Here is a 19,257-nt window from a genome sequence, read left to right on the forward strand (position 1 = left end):
GCCCGGCCCAGGTGCCCTTCCCCGCGCCAGGAAGCACCTTGAGCGCGGGAGGCAGAGAGCGGATGAACAGACGACTCGCTTCGTTTTTCCGAAGAGACCCGGCCGAAGTCCAGGGCGCGTATTTCCTGCTGAAGGGCCTGTTGCCCTGGCTCCAGCCGAAGCGGGTCACCCGGCTCACCGGGCCCATCCGCGAAGGCTGGCTGATGAAGACGGTGGGCGGGCTCGCCGGCACGGTGGGCGCGACGCTCCTGTCCGCGCACCGCCATGGCCGCGTCACGCCGGAGCTCAGGAAGCTGGGCATCTGGAGCGCGCTCACGCTCCTGATGGTCGACGTCTCCACGTACGCCACGAACCGGAAGCGGCGCTCCCCCGTCTTCCTGGCCGACGCGGCCATTCAGGCCGCGCTGCTCGCGGCGCAGTGGCGCGCGCGCAGCCGCACGCCGGTGGTCATCGACGCACGCGCCTCCAGCCTTCGCGACCCGTCGCGGTACGGCGCGGGCGAGCACGGACGGTGGAACATCCTCCCCGGCGAGTCACGCGATGCGGCGGGCAATCGCGACATCGTCGACGAAGGCTCCATGTCCTCGTTTCCCGCCAGCGACCCGCCTTCCTACATGGGTTGACCGCTTCGCCGCTGGGTCTCCCGGAGCGGCCGGTGTAAACCGGGGAGCGTGAACGAAAGCTGGGAGCGGCGATTCCGCCGAGAGGTCAAAGAGATGGACGCCGCCCTGCGTGGCGTCCTGTCCCGGACACAGTCTGACGAAGAACTCCGTGCCGCCCTCGAGGAACTGGCGCGCCGCCCCGCCTTCCGGTCCTTCACCTGGCTGTGGGGGCCCGCCCTCCACGCCAGGGACCGCGTCCGCTTCCGCCCCCTCATGCTGTCCTGCTTCTCGCCCGGCAGCGTCACCGCCGACGGGAAGTGGGGGAACCCCTGGCTCGGGGAGAATGCCTCCGCGCTGGAGGTCTGGCTTTTCGACGCGGACCGCACCGACGACGTGGAGATGTTCCGCCGCCTCCTGGACTGGAAGCTCGCGGGCCTGCGCGCCCCCCGGCAGGCGGAGTTCTGGCGGACCGAGGTGGTGCGGCGTGTCCAGAACGCGCCCACGCGCGCGGCGCGGCACACCGAGCTTGCCAAGATGGACATCGGCTGGGGCCGGCTGGACGAGCCCACCGCCCTGGCCCTGGACGCGCTGGACGCGGAGGCCGCCCGCCCCTTCATCCTGGAGCATCTGCCGTGGAGAGGGCCTCGCGAGCGCCAGCCCATGTGGAACACGCTGCGCGAGCGGGCCCAGGCGCGAGGTGACGCGGCCCTGGCCTCCGCGCTCTACCGGCGATGCGTGGATGAGCCCACCTGGTGCCGTGATGCCCTGGCGCTCGCACGCACCGTCCAGTCCCCGGCCGAGCTGGTCGCCGCGCTGAAGGCGCACCACCCGGAGGCGCCCATGCCCGGCGCGGCGCGGCTCTTCGTGGAGCTGGCGGAGGCGCGCGGACGTGACGTGGTGCCCTACCTCCTCAGCCACCTGCAGGCGGTGGCTCCTCGTTGGGGCGCGCTGGGGCGAAAGGACGCGAAGGGCTTCCCGGAGCTGCTGGCGCTCGCGCGCGCGCGGGACTGGGACGATGTATGGGGCGCGCTCCTGCGCACCTCGGCCATGGCGGAGACGTATGACGCGGAGGTGCTGCGGCTGGTGCAGGACGACGCATCGCTCCCGGCCCAGACCCGGCGCCGGCTGCTCCAACTGGCGGGCGCGGGCGGCGAATGGAATCTCCCCGGCCTGGGCCTGGCCCGGGTGCAGCCCCTGACGGACGCCACCGCCACCGCCCTGTACGCGCGCTTTCCGGAGCTGGTACGCGGCCCCTTCCGCATGCACGTCGCTTCGAGCTGGCGCGCAGCGTACCCCAAGCTGGTGATGCGCGCGCTGGAAGCGAACGACGAGGACCTGCTGGACTACCTCGCCAGCCACGCCGCCATGCACGTCCCGGCGACGGGGAGCGCGAAGGAGTGGGAGAAGGTGCTCGACACGATGGCCGCGCACTACGAGGCCCTGCCGAAGGAGGGCGGCGTCTTCGCCCGCCGCGCCGCCAACGCGCTGGGCGCCCTGCCCGCCCATTCCATCTGGACCTTCGACGCGCTGATGGAGAAGAACCGGCTGGCGCGGCTGTTCTTCCTCCGCTCGGATGACTTCTACCTGGCCGAGCCCCGCGCCGTGCGCGACCTGCTGGAGGCGCCGCAGATTCACGTCCAGGCGCTCGCCTTCCGGCTGCTCGGCCGCGACTCCGCGAAGGCCCGCGAGGTGGCCGCGCAGAACCTGGACCTGCTCCAGGCGACCCTGCTGAGACCGCTGCACCGGCGCACGCGTCACGCCGCCTTCGACGCGCTGGCCAACGCCGCCGCCCACGGCGTGGAAGCCGCCCGCGTGCTGGTGCCGCGCGTGCGTGACGCCTTCGCGCTGCCGGACTCGCGCTACCCCAAGGAGTCGCTGATGGCGCTGCTGGCCCGCATGCTGGCGCGCTGGCCCGAGCTGCGAGACGCCACGGAAGTCCCCCACGTCTTCGGCCTGCCCGCGAAAGGAGACGGCGCGTGACGGCCTCCAGCTTCCTCTACGCCACGCCCTCCGTGTTCGAGTCCACCCGGGAGCGCGCGCAGCTCAGCCTGACCGCGGACGCGCACCGCCCCGTGCGTTTCCACGCGCGCGTGGCCCGGGACGTCCTGTCCCTCCGGATGGCGCTCCAGGCGCTCGGCGAGCTCATCTGGCAATCGGACGCGTGGGACGAGACGTGGGGCGGCGGGCTGCTGGACCCGCTCATCACCGTGCACCCCGACCGCGTCTTCTTCGAGGCCTTCAGCCAGGACCTGAGCGCCTACGGGCTCGTCATCGTGGACCGCGGCCTCTTCGAGCCCGAGGGCGAGGTGCGCTGCGGCACCACCAACGTGGACTTCACCGCCTGGCTGTGGGCGGCGCTGGCCGAGATGCGCTCCACCCGTGAGACACACCTGCGCATCGGTCCGGAGGGACTCGACGTGCGCACCACCGGCGCGGGCGGTCGCTTCGAGCAGAAGGTGGACGTCCCGGAGCCCTGGGTGCGGGGCCTGCTCCAACTCCAGGGCGGCATGGCGATGCCCGGCACCCGCCTGACCGCGCGGCCGGTGGACCTGCTCGCCGCGGTGCGCTTCCTCAGCCACACCAAGGCCAAGGTGTCACCGCGCGCGCTGCGCTACGAACTCCACCCGGGCGAGGACGCGCGGCTGATGCTGGAGCCTTGGGAGCACCCCGTGCCCTTGAAGGGCGCGGCCCACGGCTACACGGCGCCTCGCATCATCCGGACCTGGGGCCGCAGGCGGCTGCGGCTGCCCTACGCGGAGCGGGTGGACATCTACCTGAAGGGCCGCGCGCTGCCGCACTTCTACGTCGCGCACCTGCCCGGCGGCGTGCGCTTCCTGCTGGGCCTGTCCGGGTGGACGGCGAATCACTGGACGAACACCGCGGGCATGGACCTGCTGCTGGAGCCGGCGCGTGACAGCGCGCTGGCGGAGCGTGTGCTCGGCGTGCTGCGCGAGCGCTTTCATGCCTCGACCGAGGACGTGGCCACCGCCCTGGGCGTGGACACGGCGCGGGCCGCGGGCGCCCTGGCGGCGCAATGCGCGGCCGGGCGCGCCATCTTCGACGTGGAGGCGCGGCGCTGGCGCCACCGCGAGCTGTTCGCCACGCCGGTGGACCTGGGCCGTCTGTACCCGCCTGACGCCCGCCGAGAGGAAGCGGAGCGCCTGGAGGCCGCGGGCGAGGTGGAGGTGACCTCCGCGGCGCCGCGAGAGAAGCGCAAGGTACGCACGCTGCCCACGCCGGAGGGGCCCGTCACGCGCGAGGTGGTTCACCGGGACTGGGTGGTCCATGGCCGCGCGGGCCCGCAGTCGGGCGTCGAGCTGGTGATGAACGACGAGGACCGTGTCCTCTTCGGCCGGTGCGGCTGCGAGTACTTCAGCGAGCACCTGCTGAACCAGGGCCCCTGCGCACACCTGCTCGCGCTCAGCCGCCTGGCGCGAGCGCAGCGCCGCGAACTCCGAAGCTCCGAGCCCGCCTCCGCGGACGCGCTCGCGGCCCGTGCAGCGGAGGCGGGCGCGCGGCGGCGGCCCACGGAGACGCTTGACCCGGGAGACGACGAATGACGATAACGGCAGGTGCTCTCGGGAGAGGCCAGGGCTCGCAGATGAGCCATGAGTACCGCGGTGTTTCGCCGCGGGGGTGTTCTGTCCCCATCTCTTCGCCAGGGTCCCAGCGTACGCAACGCAGGGAGCCCCGGGTCCAACGCCTCGCAGGTCGTCCCCTGGCCTCTTCCGGAGCACCATGAGCTGGTTCGACACCACCCTCTCCTGGCTCAAGGGGTTGTTCAGCCGTCCCGTGACGCGAAGCACCACCGGGCTGGACGTGCCGCTGGATGCCCACGGACGTCCCCAGGACGTCGTGACGGAGACGGTCTCCACCTCCGGCCCCCTGAAGCCAGGGCACCTGCGACAGGTCCGCCGGGATGCGCGGCTGCTCCCCAAGGGCGTCCGCCGCTACACCCCGGGCCGGAAGAAGTGGATGGAGGCCGCCGAGGCCCGGCGGCTGTTCTCCGCCACGCTGCGCACGCGGAACCGGAACCTCAGGGACTTGCTGCCCGACGAGGCCCAGCTGGCGCGCTACGGCCTGCCGGTCTGGCGCACGGAGGAGGACGTGGCAGCGGCCCTGGGCGTCTCGGTGGGCGTGCTCCGCCACTACAGCATCCACCGCCCGCGCGAGCGGGTGCGACACTATGTGACCTTCGCCGTGCCCAAGCGCTCCGGGGGCGTCCGGCTGCTGCATGCGCCCAAGCGGCGCCTGAAGGCCCTGCAACGCCGGATGCTGGCGCTCCTGGTGTCGAAGCTCCCCGTGAGTCCACAAGCCCATGGCTTCGTGCCCGGCCGCTCCATCAAGACGGGCGCCGCGCCGCACGTGGGCCGGCGGGTGGTCCTGAAGCTGGACCTGAAGGACTTCTTCCCCTCCGTCACCTTCGCGCGCGTGCGAGGGCTGCTCATCGCCCTGGGCTACGGCTATCCCGTGGCGGCCACGCTCGCGGTGCTGATGACGGAGTCCGAGCGCCAGCCCGTGGAGCTGGAGGGCACCCTCTTCCACGTTCCCGTGGGCCCACGCGTCTGCGTGCAGGGCGCCCCCACCAGCCCCGCCCTGTGCAACGCGGTGCTGCTGCGACTGGACCGGCGGCTGGCGGGACTGGCGCGTCGGTACGGCTACACGTACACGCGCTACGCGGATGACCTCACCTTCTCCGGCGACGACGTCACGGCGCTGGAGCGCGTCCGCGCGCTGGCCGCGCGGTACGTGCAGGAGGAAGGCTTCGAGGTCAACCGCGAGAAGACCCGCGTGCAACGCCGAGGCGGTGCCCAGCGCGTCACTGGCGTCACCGTGAATACGACGCTGGGCTTGTCACGCGAGGAGCGGCGGCGGCTCCGGGCGATGCTGCACCAGGAGGGGCAGTCGGTGGACGGCGAGGCGCACCGCGCGCACCTCGACGGCCTCCTGGCCTACGTGAAGATGCTCAACCCGGAGCAGGCGGAGCGGCTCGCTCGCCGGCGCAAGCCGCGCGGAACGTGAGCGAGGGCTTCAGCTCCGGATGGGCCAGGGCCTGTCGCGCGTCCCGGCCTCCCAGTTGTCATGGCGGCCGTCCCAGTACACGACCTTGAGCTCACCGGGGTCGACGTCGTCCAGGCACTGGATGTTGACGGACCTGAACTCTCCACCGAGCTCCTCCACGAACCCGGCGGAGAAGCAATGGATGCCGCAGTGCTTGCAGAACGAGCGGAAGTTCGGGCTCGAGCCCTTCCGGAACTCCCCCAGGTGCTCCGCGCCCGCGGTGACGCGGAAGGCGCTCGGCTTCGGGTAGGCATGCGTGCCGCCGACCTTGGTGCAGATGCTGCAATTGCAGCGGCTCACGGGCTCCGACAGATCCATCTCGGCCTCGAAACGCACCGCTCCGCAAAGACATCCTCCGGTGTACTGCTTCAGCTTGCTGTCCTTCGACATGACGGCATCTCCTCGAGCGAGTGAAACGACGCCCTCGACTTAGACAGCCCGCATGACAGGGGTATGTCAGGTATCTACCGGCCCACCCCGGCGGCAGGGACTCCCTGGCTCGAAGCCTGGAGACAGTAGAATCCCCGGCCTTCGACACATTGCGTCACGCCACTGCGGACGCAGAGTCACTGTGAATTGCGACGCAAGGTGGAATCCAGGCTGCCCGTTCGCCCCTGAGGGATGACACTTCGCACCTCGGCGTGGTAACCGGACTCTCCCTCGTTGGTGGTCAAACGGTGTGCGCTCACGCCCGGCCACCAGCCAGGGTGGCCGCTGTGGACCTCGTGGCCGCCCTGACTACCGCAGGAGAAACGAGACATGAGCGTTATGTCAAACGCAGCACTGGCTCTGTCCACAGGTCGCCGGTATCGCGCCTACACCACCCGACATCTGGACGAGCTGACGACTCGGGCCGGGCTCTCAGCGGATGAACGGCTCGCGGTGCAAGCGGTGGCGCACGTGCTGCCCTTCCGGACCAACAGCTACGTCGTGGACGAGCTGATCGACTGGGCCGCCGCGCCCGCCGACCCCATCTACCGGCTCGTCTTCCCGCAGGCGGACATGCTGCCCACGGACGACGTGGCTCGCATGGCGGACCTGCTGAGCTCCGGTGCATCCCCCCTGGAGCTGAACGCGGCCGCCAACGAGATTCGCGCGCGGCTCAATCCGCACCCCGCCGGGCAGATGCAGCTCAACGTTCCCAAGCTGGCCAACGAAGAGCCTGTCCCGGGCCTCCAGCACAAGTACAGGGAGACGGTGCTCATCTTTCCCAAGCAGGGTCAGACGTGCCACGCGTACTGCACGTACTGCTTCCGCTGGGCGCAGTTCGTCGGGGACGCGGACCTGAAGTTCGCCTCGCGGGAAATCGACCCGCTGGTGAACTACATCCGCGCGCACCCCGAGGTCACCAACGTGCTGTTCACCGGTGGCGACCCGATGATCATGACCGAGGCCGTGCTGGCCAAGTACATCGAGCCGCTGCTGGACATCGAGCACCTGGAGGCCATCCGTATCGGCACCAAGGCGCTGGCCTACTGGCCGCAGCGCTTCGTCACGGATTCAGACGCGGACGACATCCTGCGCCTGTTCGAGAAGGTGGTCGCTTCCGGCAAGAGCCTGGCCTTCATGGCGCATTTCTCTCATCCCAACGAGATGGTCCCCGAGATTGTCCAGGAGGCGGTGCGCCGCATCCGGGGCACCGGCGCGGTCATCCGCACCCAGGCGCCGCTCATCCGCACCATCAACGACACCCCGGACACCTGGGAGAGCATGTGGCGCACGCACCTGCGCCACGGCATGGTGCCGTATTACATGTTCGTCGAGCGAGATACGGGGCCGCAGGACTACTTCGCGGTACCGCTCGCCGAGGCCTACGACATCTTCCGCAACGCCTACCAGAGCGTGTCCGGACTGGCGCGCACGGTGCGCGGCCCGTCGATGTCCGCCACGCCCGGCAAGGTGTGCGTGGACGGTGTGGCGGAGATTGCCGGCGAGAAGGTCTTCGTCCTCCACTTCATCCAGGCGCGCGACCCGGAGCTCGTCGGCCGGCCCTTCTTCGCGAAGTACGACGAGAAGGCCTCCTGGCTGTTCGACCTCAAACCCGCGATGGGCGCCACCCACTTCCCGTGGGAGGAGCCGTCCGCGTAGTCGCAGCCGCCACGCGGCGGGAGGCCCCAGTGGCCGGCCTCCCGCCCCGGGCACATGCCCTTGGAAGCGGACGCGGAGGGTCCACGTCAGCGGCAGACGCTTGGAATCCGGAGGCATCCACCAGCGTCCGCGGGTACGGCAGCGGGTTGGAAACCTGCGGCCGGGCGGTGCGCAAACCCAGCAGAGTCGCGCCCTCACCTCGCATCCGCTCTGGAACTCCCAGATTCGACTCCCGTCAGGGCCCTCGACGTCCCGCCATGTTCCAGCGCGTTCCGTAGGGTCATGCGACGTACGTGCAACATGGCGGGGGTCAGGCGGAGACGGTCTTCAACCCACGTAGAGAGGGGGCAACATCCATGCGGGTTTCGTCGTCCAGCTCGCGCACGAGCACATTCCCAACCCTGAGCTGTCCGATTTGACGGGGGCAACTCCACTCCCCCCCTCTGCGGACCCGCGCCCCGTATCACTGCTGGGTAGCCAGGATGGGACAGTCTGGGCCGCAGGGCTCCCTCTCCCAGACGAGGATGAGGCCACCGTCGTCGCAGCCTTTGCACCCCTCTCCGTCACATTCCGGGCAGTCCCGCGCGTCTAGGTTGTGCTTCTCTTGCAGGTGCTCAATGCCCATGAGCGCCCCTGACTTCGCCGGGGCTGCGGCATCAAGAGAGAATATCGCGGTGACACGTTCCTGCTCGTCACTCACGTCGCTGTCGTTCCCCTGGACGCGTGACGAGAGGAACTTGTGGAGAACCATCCTGACGCCGTCAAGGGCGAACAGCACCCCAAATAGAACGAGCAGGAAAATCCCCTGGTTCTGCACCAGGTAATCCAGGTCGATTCCGAGGAACTTGCTCGTCCATGCGGTTTGCACGATGAACACGGCGAGAAACACCACGATCATGGGGCCCCGTTGCGAGAGAGCAATGGTTGCCCACCGGGAGATTCTTTCCGAAGTCGTTTTCATGTCGCGTGGTCCTAGAGCGTGCATTCTCTCGTCGCCGAGAGCCTGCGCAGGCGCGCCAGGGGGCTTAGCACACGGCCCAGGGACTGGCTCACATCCTGAGCACGCGGCGCGCCGCATCGCTGCTCGCTGTGGCGCGAGCGTGAGACTCATGGCGGTGTCCCATCGTTCCGAGAGCACCAGGGCACGCAGGTCCAGGATGTGTTGGCTGGACTCCTCCGTCCAGCGTGCCCCCGGACGCATCAGGCGCAGGGCGACCAGCAACTTGCAGGTGGCCTCCACGTCGCCGCTGCCGATGGGCAGCCCCTGCGCTCGTGCCTCGGCGTAGTGCATCCGCTCGCCGTGGCTCTCCATGTATGTGATTGCCTCGTGCACCGGCCGCCGGACGCCGAGGACGACGTCCCGCTTGCCGCTGGCGTGCAGCGCACTGTGGGCTCAATATCCAACGGCAGCCGGGCGACGACTGCGACGTCCTCGGGCGTTGCCGTCACAATCTGCTCGACGTGAATGGGAACCTGGGCCCGGTTCGCGGCCTCGATGAGCGCCCTCCGCTCGGCGTCAGTCGAAGCGGTCATGCAAAGCTTGTGACTTCCAGCATCACACGCCCGTGGCGCCTCCCTGGCCAGGCGAGCACCCATCCGACACCTTCCTCCTGGAGCGCACGGTGCATACCGTGGCGTCATGCTCGGCGACCGTTCCTGGGAGGCGTGGATTTCGGAGTACTCGAAAAGCCACACCCATGCAATCAACCGCCTGTGTCATACGGTGGGCATTCCGATGATTGCGGCCTCGGTCCCCCTGGCCGCCGCATCCCCGTTCGTCCCTCGCCTCTGGAAGGTGCCCGCCGCCCTCTTCGTCGTCGGGTGGAGCTTCCAGTTCGTGGGCCATGCCTTCGAGCGCAAGCCCCCTGAGTTCCTCAAGGACTGGCGCTTCCTCTTCGTGGGCCTGCGGTGGTGGGCCGCGAAGGTGGCGGGCAAGGCTTGACGCCCACCTGAATCGCTCAGGCCCTGGGAGGCGCCGCTGGCGTGCGCACGTGTTCGGGCCGTACGCCCATGCCCACCAGGCGCGCCGGAATGCGCCGCAGGAAGGGGACGTGCTGAATCAGCCACAGCGGCAAGGGAAGCGCGGTGGACGCCGCTGGGCCTCGCAGCGCGGGCCCGAGCACGCGATTCTGGATGAGGACCTGGGCCCGCTGGGTGACACGCGTGGGCCACTCCCGGCGCTCCTGGACGCGCCGCAGGTCCATGGGCGTCACGTGCCGGGCGAGCAGTGGCCCCGCGAGGATGTTGGCGGCGGCCACCGCGTCCTGCACCGCCAGGTTGATGCCGACCCCGCCCACCGGTGACATGGCATGCGCCGCGTCGCCGATGCAGAGCAGGCCCGCCTGGTACCAGGTGCGCAGCCGATCCACCCGCACGGTGAGCAGCTTCACGTCATCCCACGTCGCCAGTTCGTGGGTCCGGTCCGCCAGAAAGGGCGCCATCCGGGCGAAGTCGTCTCGGAAGGCCGCCAGCCCGGCTTCGCGCAAGGCGTCGAAGCTGCCCTTCGCGATGACACGCCCGCACTGCCACGAGTCGCCCCGGTTGATGAGGACGAAAATCTGTCCCTGCTCGAAGCGGCCCATGGGGTCCGCGGGGTCTTCGGGCTTGCGCGAGACACGGAACCAGAGGACGTCCATGGGCGCGCCCAGGACCTCCACCTCCAGGCCGGCACGCTGACGCACGACGGAGGTCCGGCCATCCGCCGCCACCACCAGCGACGCACGAACCTCCAATGAGCCCTCCGGCGTCCGGGCCTGGACGCCGACGACACACCCCTTCTCACGCAACACATCCGTCACTTCCGCACACCGGCGCAGGTGGAAGCCCGGGTACTCAGCGGCCTTCCGCGCGAGGAAGTCGAGCAGGTCCCACTGCGGCATGAACGCGATGTAACGCGCGCGCGTGGGCAGGTGAGAGAAGTCTCCGACGACCACGTCATGGGCACCGCGCTGGAAGCGCAACATCGGCGCTTTCTGATGCGGCAGGGCCAGGAGCTCATCCAGCCACCCCAGCTCGTGCATCAGCTCCAGGGTGGAGGGGTGGATGGTGTCGCCGCGGAAGTCACGCAGGAAGTCCGCGTGCTTCTCCAGCACCGTCACCTCCACCCCCGCCCGTGCCAGCAACAAGCCCAGCATCATCCCCGCCGGGCCTCCTCCCACGACACAGCACTGCGTGGTGCGCACCTCGTCGGCCATGTCAGTCCCCCGCCTGTCAGCCTCAGGCAGCAAGATTCTACGAACGCCCCACCCGGAACGACCAGACCCTCCAGGACCGAACGTCTCCCCCTGACAACAGCGCGCTTCAAGGGGGCGCTTCTCTGCGCACAAGAAACAATGTCATTTCAGCCAGAGAGTACCTGAAACAATGGCTGACAAATGTCTATGAATTCGAATGGAATTCACGGACGCCGCCCGCTGGCTCGAAACCCGGTGCGTGTCCGCGTGAGTGGGGCGGCCCTGGCCGGAGGTGAGACATGGGGTGCCCGGCTCGTGTTCGACTGCTCCCAAGACGGCCTGCGTCAATTCTCACTCCATGAGACTTCAACTCAACGAGCATGGCATCCTGCAACGCCGCGCTCCCGAATCCCAAGAATCCCAGAGACACTGGCGGGAATTCGAGAGCCGCCGCTCGAGCGAGCGCCTGGCGAAACCACCCCGCACCGGGAATGACAGAGCCATGAGTTAGGGTCTCGCCCTGCTGGGAGATTCTTCCCGGCATCCAACTTTGTAGAGGTTTCCTGATGCGTTTTCCTACCTGGGCGCGCACGTTGCGCACGACTTCAATTTGCCTCGTGGGTGCCTGCTCGCTGTTGACGGCTTGCGACTCCAGCGAAGATCCAGGGCCCGGCAACGAGCCCCCGCCCGACACCACCCCTCGTACGCTGACGCTGCTGCAGACGAGCGACCTGCACACGAACATCTTCCCGTGGGACTACTTCTCCGGGAAGCCCGACGCGAAGCGCGGCGTCGCCAAGGTGGCCACGCTCGTCAAGCAGGAGCGGGAGAAGAACCCGAACTGCACGCTGCTCGTCGACACGGGCGACACCATCCAGGGCTCGCCGTTGGGCACCTACTATGCCCTGGTGGACAACACGCCCCAGCATCCCATGGCCGCCGCCATGAACGAGATGGGCTATGCCGCCATGGCCCTGGGCAACCACGAGTTCAACTTCGGCCTGGACGTCCTCAACAAGTTCAAGAACGAGGTCAACTTCCCGCTGCTCGGTGCCAACGTGCGCAACAGCGCGGACGGCTCCGAGGCCTTCACGCCCTACGTCATCAAGACGGTGTGCGACGTGAAGGTCGGCATCCTCGGCCTGGTGACGCCTGGCGTGACGACGTGGGAGCGCGCGGAGAACATCGCCGGCCTGCGCTTCGATGACCCGCTGCAGACGGCGAAGGACTACGTGCCGCGGATGAAGGAAGCCGGCGCGGACGTGGTGGTGGTGGCCATCCACAGCGGTCCCGACCGGCAGCCGACCGGCAGCGCGAGCAACCCCGATTCGTGGCTGGCCGACTACGCGGATGATTCGAAGTGGGCGGACCGGGGCAACCTCCCTGGAGAGAACCAGGCCGTCCAGATTGCCCAGCAGGTCCCCGGCGTGGATGTCCTCCTCACGGGCCACACGCACCAGCCCATTCCGAAGATGCTGCTGCGGAACGTGGACGGTAGCGAGGTCCTCCTCACCCAGCCCAACCGCTGGGGCAGCCACCTGGCCGATGTCCAGCTCCAGGTCACCTGGGATGGCGAGCGCTGGGGCGTGAACACCCATGACGCCCAGCTCCACGTCGTGGATGACACGGTGGCGGCGGATGCCGCCGTCACCCAGAGCACCCAGGTCCACCACGACACGACGGTCGCCTACGTGAACCAGAAGATTGGCACCACCACCGGCGTGTTCCCGGGCGGCTTCGCCGGACGCTACGTGGACGGCCCGCTGGGGGACCTCATCAACATCGTGCAGGAGCAGGCCGCGCTCGAAGCCGGTTTCGCCGTGGACCTGTCCCTGGGCGCCATCTTCACCAACGATGTCTCGCTGCCCGCGGGAGACGTCACCCTGCGCGATGCCTACAGCGTCTACATCTACGACAACACGCTGTACGTGATGGAAATCAACGGCTCCATCCTCCGGCGCGCGGTGGAGATGAACGCCAACTACTTCACCACCATTGACCCGGCCAACCTGCCCCAGACGCCCGCGGAGGCGAAGGCCACCTCGCCTTCCATCGCGGACTACAACTGGGACCTCTACTCGCACATCGAATACGGCTATGACCTGACGAAGCCCGCGGGTTCGCGGACCACGCACCTGCGCTTCAAGGGCAATGAAGTCACCGACGACCAGGTCTTCATCGTCGCCATCAACAACTACCGCGCGGGCGGTGGTGGCGGGTACAGCATGTTCAAGGAAGGCCGCGTGCTGTGGACGTCCGCGGATGGCGTGCGGGACTACGTCGCGCGCTACCTGCAGGAGAACCAGGGGCTGTCGCCGGACGCGGTGAACACCTGCAACTTCACGCTCGGGCCTGACCTCTACACGCCGTACTACGCGGCCACGTTCGGCCCGGCGAAGTGCCTGACCGTGGAGACCGTGGAGTAGGCACACGCTGATTTCACGCGGGGCCGGGCGCACGCCGTTCAGGTGCGCCCGGTCTCCGGCGCGAAGCTCACTTGCGCCGGGGTGGAGCGGGTGGCGCCTGCTCCTGCGTGCCTGAGATGTCCTGTGGGGTGGCGAGCCGCATGTCTCCCTCGGGCGTGATGACCACATCCGCGCCCAGGCAGGAGACGAAGAGGCGCCCATCGGATAGCAGCCCTGAGCGTCGCGGCGCACCCGGGAGTACCCGCCACGGCTCCGCCACGTAGGCACCGTCACGGGGAACAATCCGGTACAGCATCCCGTTGTTGGTGACGATATGGGACAGGCCCGTCACCGCGACGATGTGTTCGCCGACCTTGTGGATGCCAGTGGCGTTGGCGTCCAGAATCTTCTTCGCGGCGGCGTCAGTCGGGATGTGCATGAGTTCTCCTCCCCACTCCCCCCGGCTTGCCCCCACCAGATGCCCATTCGAAACGCGCAATCCGAATCGCGGTGTCTGTTTGAAGGGAGTGCGGCGCTCTCCATCCACCCCCACCGAGCGGACCTCGGTCTCGTACGTCAATGGCTCGAATGAAGCTTCAGGGAGCTCATCCGGTGCCGCGACCAGTGCCGGTTCGAGGGATGCTTGCTGGTCGAAGCGCATGCGGTCGCCAGCGAAGTACTCAAACGCGAAGTTCGGGTTGCCCGCCGCGTATGTCGCTTTGCCATTGATGACCTTCGTGGCCTTGCGAGCAGCCTCGCGGACAGGAGGTGCCCAGTGCTTCGTCGCGACGGCCTTGAGCGGTGCCAAGGCCCGCGTGGCACGGAGCCTTCCGAGCGATTCGGCCGAAGCAAAGGCCATCCTCCAGTCCCTGACATCGCCCAGCATCGTGATGAGCGCGTCGGTCGCGGCTGTGAACTGGATGTAGCCAAGCGTCCGCGCCGCGGCGAAGCGCAACTGAGGGTCCTCGTTCTTCAGAAGCGTGACAACCGCACTGCCCGCCCCCTTCCCCCGCTCGCGGAGTTCCGCCAGGTCGCGAAGCAGGTACACCGTGGGCTTCGTGCGCAGGTGCTCGACGAAGACGGGAATGGCGGCAACAGGCCCCATGCGCATCAGCGCGTCATCAACCGTCTCTCGCAGGGTGGCATTCTTGCGCAGCGCCTGCAGCGCGGGCACCGCCGCCGCAGCGGAGGGACCAATGCAGCCCAGCACCTGAATGGCATGGGCCCGATTTTCAGGGAAGGACTCGCCCCCGGTCACCACCCTCAAGAGGGGCGCAACGGCGGGCCCCGAGTTGGGCCCCATCTCCTGGAACACGTCGCACACCGCGCTGGCGTAGAGTTCATGCACGGGCGACGCCGCGCCAAAGGGTTCGGCGAGCAAGGCGGCGGCCTTGCGGCCCGCGATGACCAGGGCATGAGTCAGTTGCGATTGCGTCTGGGGCTCATCCTTGAGGTCTTCGACGAGGAATGCGATGGCGCGGGGGGTTCCAATGCGAGCGATGGCGGGAGGAATCCATCCGTCCCCATGAAGCCGGGCCTGGATGAGAGCATCGAGGTGTTCCTCGGTCAGCCCTTCGAGGTCACGCAGGACGTAGCCCGCGAAGTCACGAATGGGCTCTGATTCCTCCCTGAACAGTGGGAGGAGGTACGGAATCGCCGCCGCACCATGCGCCTGGATGCGGCTCGCGAGTGCTTGCGCGTCCGTGCCGACGCCGCCGCTGTCATCGACGACCTCGGGGATGCGCTCCACGAGCTGCTGGAGCGAGGTGCTGCCGCCAGGCACGGGTGCGCTGGCCAGCGCGAGCGCGACGATGAGCGCGGCGTTCATAGACATGCCTCCAGGACGTGAGCGAGGGATGCCCCCGACGCCAACATTCTGCCAGGGTTCCACTGAATCAACGGATTCCATTCAGTGGCGACAAGCCCTCCCCGCGCATGCCACGCCCTCGTCGACCCGTTGCATGACCAGATAGGCGAAGGTGAACCTGGTCAGAGATGCGGCGGACATCCACAAGGAACTCCAGCCCATCCTGGTGGAAACACGGCGTGAACATCGCGTGTCGCCGAAGCTGCTGAAGTTGCGCGCAGCCCGCTCGCGGTCGTGCGCACCTTGGTCTCCAGGTGCGCCATGCGGGGCTTCCCGGGGAAGAACGCGCCCACGCAGCGCGGAATAATCAAGAAAGCATCGGACTCTCAGAATTCTTCCACGCCATGAGGCAGACACAGCGCCACCGTGGGGGCCGGCTCGGTCTCGCTTGCGGGAAGTGTGGTACGAGAAGCCAGTTTCCGCGAACCGGAGGATTGCTTTGACGTTGTTTCGAGTGTGTCTGACTTCGCTGCTGGTCTTCGTGGCCGCCTGCGGGGGGGATTCGGATCCCGTAGTGACTCCTGACGCCGGCCAGACGCGGCCGGACGCGGGCGGCCAAACGCCGGACGCGGGCGAGGAGACGCCTGACGCCGGTGAGGAAACGCCGGACGCGGGTGAAGAAGCGCCGGACGCGGGCGAGGAAATCCCGGACGCCGGCAGCGAGACGCCGGACGCAGGCGAGGAAATCCCGGACGCCGGCAGCGAGACGCCGGACGCGGGCGAGGAAATCCCGGACGCGGGGAGTGAGACACCCGACGCCGGTAGTGAGACGCCTGACGCGGGTGTGGAGCCCGAGCTGAGCGTCATCGACAACTGGGGCTTCGAAGAGTGGCCCGGTGCGCTTCCGGAGATGTGGCTCGGGAGCAAGTCGAACATCACGTCGGACAGCGTGCAGAAGGTGACCACGAACGCCTACGAGGGCGTGAACGCGGTCCGCCTGACCAACACCTCGGGGACGCACCGGCGCTTCACCACCGGAGCGAAGTCGATGCCCGCGGGCCGTTACGCCTGCACCTTCCAGGCGCGGGGCACCGGCGAAGTTCGAAACGCCTTCTTCGACGACGACTACTCCAGCTATTCGTCCTACACGGCCGTCGACAGCGCGACGTGGACGCAGGTGGCGTACAGCTTCAACCTCGCCAACGACGTCTTCGACACCTTCGAGCTCATCTTCAGCATCCGCAACACCAGCGGCGAGCACCTGAGCATCGATGACGTGCGCTGCACGCGGGCCGCCGAGCCGTGTGACGCGGTCAGCTGCGAGTCCTGGGAGCGCTGCGTGAATGCCACCGCGACCTGCGAGCCGCTCGCCGGCCGGTGCAACGCTGCCGAGGACTGCAGCGAGTGGCAAGCCTGCGACGAGACGAACACGTGCGTGGTCGCCGGCGGCCGCTGCACTCGCCACGCGGATTGCGCGGGGACGCCGGAGACGCCGGTCTGCGATACGGCCAGCCACGTCTGCGTCGAGGGCGACCCTTGCGCCGGCGTCGTGTGCAACCACCCGGCGACGAGCTGCAACCCCACGAGCGGAGTGTGCGAGCTGTCCGCGGGAGCCTGCTTCACCACGTACGACTGCGTGGGTGAGCTGCCGGCATGCGACACGGCGACCGGACGCTGCGTGTCCGCCGACCACCCCGCCAACATCATCCCCAATGGTGGATTCGAAAGCTGGAGCACCACCTACATCCCCTACCACGGCAACCATCTCATCCCGGACTACTGGTACGGGCTGGACAACGGCGTCGCCGACCCGGGCACGGAGATCAGGCCGTCGCGACTCGTGCGCTACACGGCGGCGGTGCATGGCGGTTCGTCGGCGCTGCAGTTCGTGGTCCCCATCGAGGTCGCGGAGCGCTTCACGCTCGAGAAGTTCAACATCCCGAGCGGCAACTACTCCTGCTCGTACCGGGTGCGGGGCCACGGCACCATCCGGCATCGCAGCTACTCGAGCGCCGGCTGGAGCCCGGCCACCGACTTCCTCACCGTCGACAGCGACGAGTGGCAGCCGGTGTTCTTCCGTATCACGGGCAACGTGCGTGACTGGCGCCTGTTCTTCTATCCGAGCCGCAGCGAAGCCGACCGCGACCACCTCCAGGTCGACGACGTCGTCTGCACGAAGGACTAGCGAGCCGCGGCGAAGGACCGCGGGCCTCCAAGCCCGCGGTCCTCCTCGCCCCCGCCTGGTGCCCTCAAGAGGGCGACCTGTCTCCGGCGCCCCCGGCTGAAGATGACGGCCCCCGCGAGTTCCGTACCGCCAACTCGCCCCCCCTGAGCTGTCCGATTTGACGGGGGCAGAGCGACACATGTCACAGCCGCAACGGCGCTGAAGCTGCCACAGTGAATCATTTGCATCCGGGTCCATGACACCTCAGACCTGGGTCAGACACTGTCTCTTGCGTGTCTTTCGTTACCCATCTTCCGCGCGCCCGTCTCTCGTGGTCTTGCAGGGATGCCGTGGCAACAGACTGCTCCCCCGGAGCGGACGACAGGCGTCCACCCGGCGTCACGGCTCAGTTCCCTCGCTGAGAAACGGAGTTCGTGATGAAACACCCTCTCTTGAGCATGTTCGGGCTCGTCGGCATTGTCTGCGCCTCGGGTGCGCCTTCCATCGCCGAGGCACAGGTCCCACCACCGTCCTGGGTGCGCCAGCTCGGCGCCCACCTCGACGAACAGGCCCACGCCGTGGCCGTCTCGGGCACGAGCGTCTACGTGGCAGGCCAGACGACCAGCCAGCTCGGTGCCGACCCGCAAGCCGGCGGCCAGGACGCCTTCATCGCCCGGTACGACACCGCCGGCAACCTCCAGTGGGTCCGCCAGTTCGGCACCGCGCGGACGGACCGCGCCACCGCGGTGGCCACCGACGAGGCCGGCAACGTGTACGTGGCCGGCACCACCTTCGGCAGCCTCGACTTCTACACCAACGCAGGCGGCATCGATTACTTCATCGCCAAGTACGACGCCGCCGGCAACCGTCAGTGGCTGCGCCAGAACGGCACGCAGATGGACGACTTCGCCACCGGCCTCGCCGTCAGCGCGCCCGACAAGCTCTTCTTCACCGGCTACACCGGCGGCAGCTTCGCCAACGGCGGCAACCCCAACAACTACGACATCGTCGTCGCCCTCTACGACGCGGCGGGCAACCCGTACTGGCTCCAGCAGTACGGCACTTCCGCGAGCGACATGGCGCGCGGCATCGCCGTCACGCCCACCCACGAGGTCTACGTCGTCGGCAACACCTTCGGCAGCCTCGACGGCGCCACCACGCCGGTGAGCAGCGACATCTTCCTGCTCAAGCTCAACATCCTCGGCACCCAGCAGTGGGTCCGGCAAATCGACGCGGGCGAGCTCGATGATGCCAAGAGCGTCGCCGTGGGCCCCGACGGCGGCGTCTACCTCGCTGGCGAGACGTTCGGCAGCCTCGACGGCAATGCCAATAACGGCACTGTCGACGTGCTACTCGCCCGCTACGACAGCGCCGGAAACCGCCAGTGGAGCCGCATGCTCGGTGGCGCGCAGACTGACTACGCGTTCGGCGTCTCCGTCACCGCGAACAACGTCGTGCAGCTCGTCGGCTACACCTCCGACGCGCTCGATGCCAACCCGCCCGCTGGCTCACTCGACGCCTTCCTCACCCGCTACGACGCGCTTGGCACCAAACTGGGCACCCGCACCCTGGGCACCCCGTTCCAGGACATCGCGCGCGGCGTGGCCGTGGACGCCTCTGGCAACGCCTACGTGGCCGGCAACACCTTCGGAAGCCTCGGCGGCAACACCAACGCCGGCGGCTACGACGCCTTCCTGGCTCGCTTCTGATTCAACGGGAATGCCACACGGCCCGTTCCGGCGCGTACTCCGGACGGGCACCGGCAGCGCCCTTCGTGGCAGCCCGATGCGGAGGGCGCGGCAGCCTCGCGGCATGCACCGGCATCTGCTCCTGCGCCTTCCCGCGTTCGCCTCGGTCCACTGTTCGCACACCTGAAAACGCCTGTGGTGTTCGCAGCGTCGGACCTCAGGGGCCTTCCGTCCCAAGCCAGAACCCGGCCCCCCTGCCAGCCCTGCCC

At 68.4% G+C, this 19,257-nt stretch carries 13 protein-coding genes and 1 pseudogene; 9 read left to right on the forward strand and 5 right to left on the reverse strand.

The features are described 5' to 3' along the window. The 4 genes from FL344_RS34700 to FL344_RS34715 form a co-directional block, all read left to right on the forward strand. A partial coding sequence (locus FL344_RS34700) for a hypothetical protein (protein ID WP_228565583.1) occupies positions 1–623 on the forward strand: 623 nt, incomplete at its 5' end. A gap of 93 nt (positions 624–716) precedes the next feature. Next, positions 717–2,582: a gliding motility protein gene (locus tag FL344_RS34705; protein WP_228565584.1), complete on the forward strand. Its 1,866-nt coding sequence runs from the start codon at positions 717–719 to the stop codon at positions 2,580–2,582. After that, positions 2,579–4,162, forward strand: a complete 1,584-nt coding sequence (locus FL344_RS34710; protein WP_141621544.1) for a hypothetical protein — start codon at positions 2,579–2,581, stop codon at positions 4,160–4,162. The genes FL344_RS34705 and FL344_RS34710 overlap by 4 nt, the downstream gene beginning before the upstream one ends. A 178-nt stretch (positions 4,163–4,340) precedes the next feature. Next, a complete protein-coding gene (locus tag FL344_RS34715; protein ID WP_141621545.1) occupies positions 4,341–5,624 on the forward strand; it encodes a reverse transcriptase family protein in 1,284 nt (427 codons plus the stop codon). Positions 5,625–5,633: 9 nt separating this feature from the next. On the opposite strand, the gene FL344_RS34720 is transcribed toward FL344_RS34715, so the two are convergent. Then, a complete protein-coding gene (locus FL344_RS34720; RefSeq protein WP_141621546.1) occupies positions 5,634–6,053 on the reverse strand; it encodes a GFA family protein in 420 nt (139 codons plus the stop codon). Positions 6,054–6,422: 369 nt separating this feature from the next. On the opposite strand from FL344_RS34720, the gene FL344_RS34725 reads away from it, so the two are divergent. Continuing rightward, on the forward strand, positions 6,423–7,751 hold the full coding sequence (locus FL344_RS34725; protein WP_141592520.1) for a KamA family radical SAM protein: 1,329 nt from the start codon (positions 6,423–6,425) through the stop codon (positions 7,749–7,751). A 463-nt stretch (positions 7,752–8,214) separates the two neighbouring features. Here the strand turns inward: FL344_RS34725 and FL344_RS34730 are convergent, their stop codons facing one another. Both FL344_RS34730 and FL344_RS34735 read right to left on the reverse strand, forming a co-directional pair. After that, the gene (locus tag FL344_RS34730; RefSeq protein WP_141621547.1) at positions 8,215–8,712 is read right to left on the reverse strand and encodes a hypothetical protein; all 498 of its coding nucleotides are present in this window, start codon (positions 8,710–8,712) and stop codon (positions 8,215–8,217) included. 102 nt (positions 8,713–8,814) lie between these two features. Then, positions 8,815–9,172 (reverse strand): annotated as a pseudogene (locus tag FL344_RS34735) (ISKra4 family transposase); the annotation flags it as partial. A 218-nt stretch (positions 9,173–9,390) separates the two neighbouring features. Between FL344_RS34735 and FL344_RS34740 the strand changes: the two are divergent. Further along, complete coding sequence (locus FL344_RS34740) at positions 9,391–9,693, forward strand: Mpo1-like protein (RefSeq protein ID WP_141621548.1); 303 nt, start codon at positions 9,391–9,393, stop codon at positions 9,691–9,693. 16 nt (positions 9,694–9,709) lie between these two features. Here FL344_RS34740 and FL344_RS34745 read toward each other — a convergent pair whose 3' ends face one another. After that, a complete protein-coding gene (locus tag FL344_RS34745; RefSeq protein ID WP_141621549.1) occupies positions 9,710–10,945 on the reverse strand; it encodes an FAD-dependent oxidoreductase in 1,236 nt (411 codons plus the stop codon). Positions 10,946–11,541: 596 nt separating this feature from the next. Here FL344_RS34745 and FL344_RS34750 point away from each other — a divergent pair. After that, positions 11,542–13,350: a bifunctional UDP-sugar hydrolase/5'-nucleotidase gene (locus FL344_RS34750; RefSeq protein ID WP_228565585.1), complete on the forward strand. Its 1,809-nt coding sequence runs from the start codon at positions 11,542–11,544 to the stop codon at positions 13,348–13,350. 67 nt (positions 13,351–13,417) lie between these two features. Here FL344_RS34750 and FL344_RS34755 read toward each other — a convergent pair whose 3' ends face one another. Continuing rightward, entirely contained in the window at positions 13,418–15,163 is a 1,746-nt protein-coding gene (locus FL344_RS34755) for a HEAT repeat domain-containing protein (RefSeq protein WP_228565586.1), read from the reverse strand. A 547-nt stretch (positions 15,164–15,710) separates the two neighbouring features. Here FL344_RS34755 and FL344_RS34760 point away from each other — a divergent pair. Continuing rightward, positions 15,711–17,321: an invertase recombinase-like protein gene (locus tag FL344_RS34760; RefSeq protein ID WP_305021786.1), complete on the forward strand. Its 1,611-nt coding sequence runs from the start codon at positions 15,711–15,713 to the stop codon at positions 17,319–17,321. A gap of 416 nt (positions 17,322–17,737) precedes the next feature. Continuing rightward, entirely contained in the window at positions 17,738–19,009 is a 1,272-nt protein-coding gene (locus FL344_RS34765) for an SBBP repeat-containing protein (protein ID WP_228565587.1), read from the forward strand. Positions 19,010–19,257: the final 248 nt, after the last annotated feature.

This window comes from Myxococcus sp. AB036A (assembly GCF_006547355.1).
Classification (GTDB): Bacteria; Myxococcota; Myxococcia; order Myxococcales; family Myxococcaceae; genus Myxococcus; species Myxococcus virescens.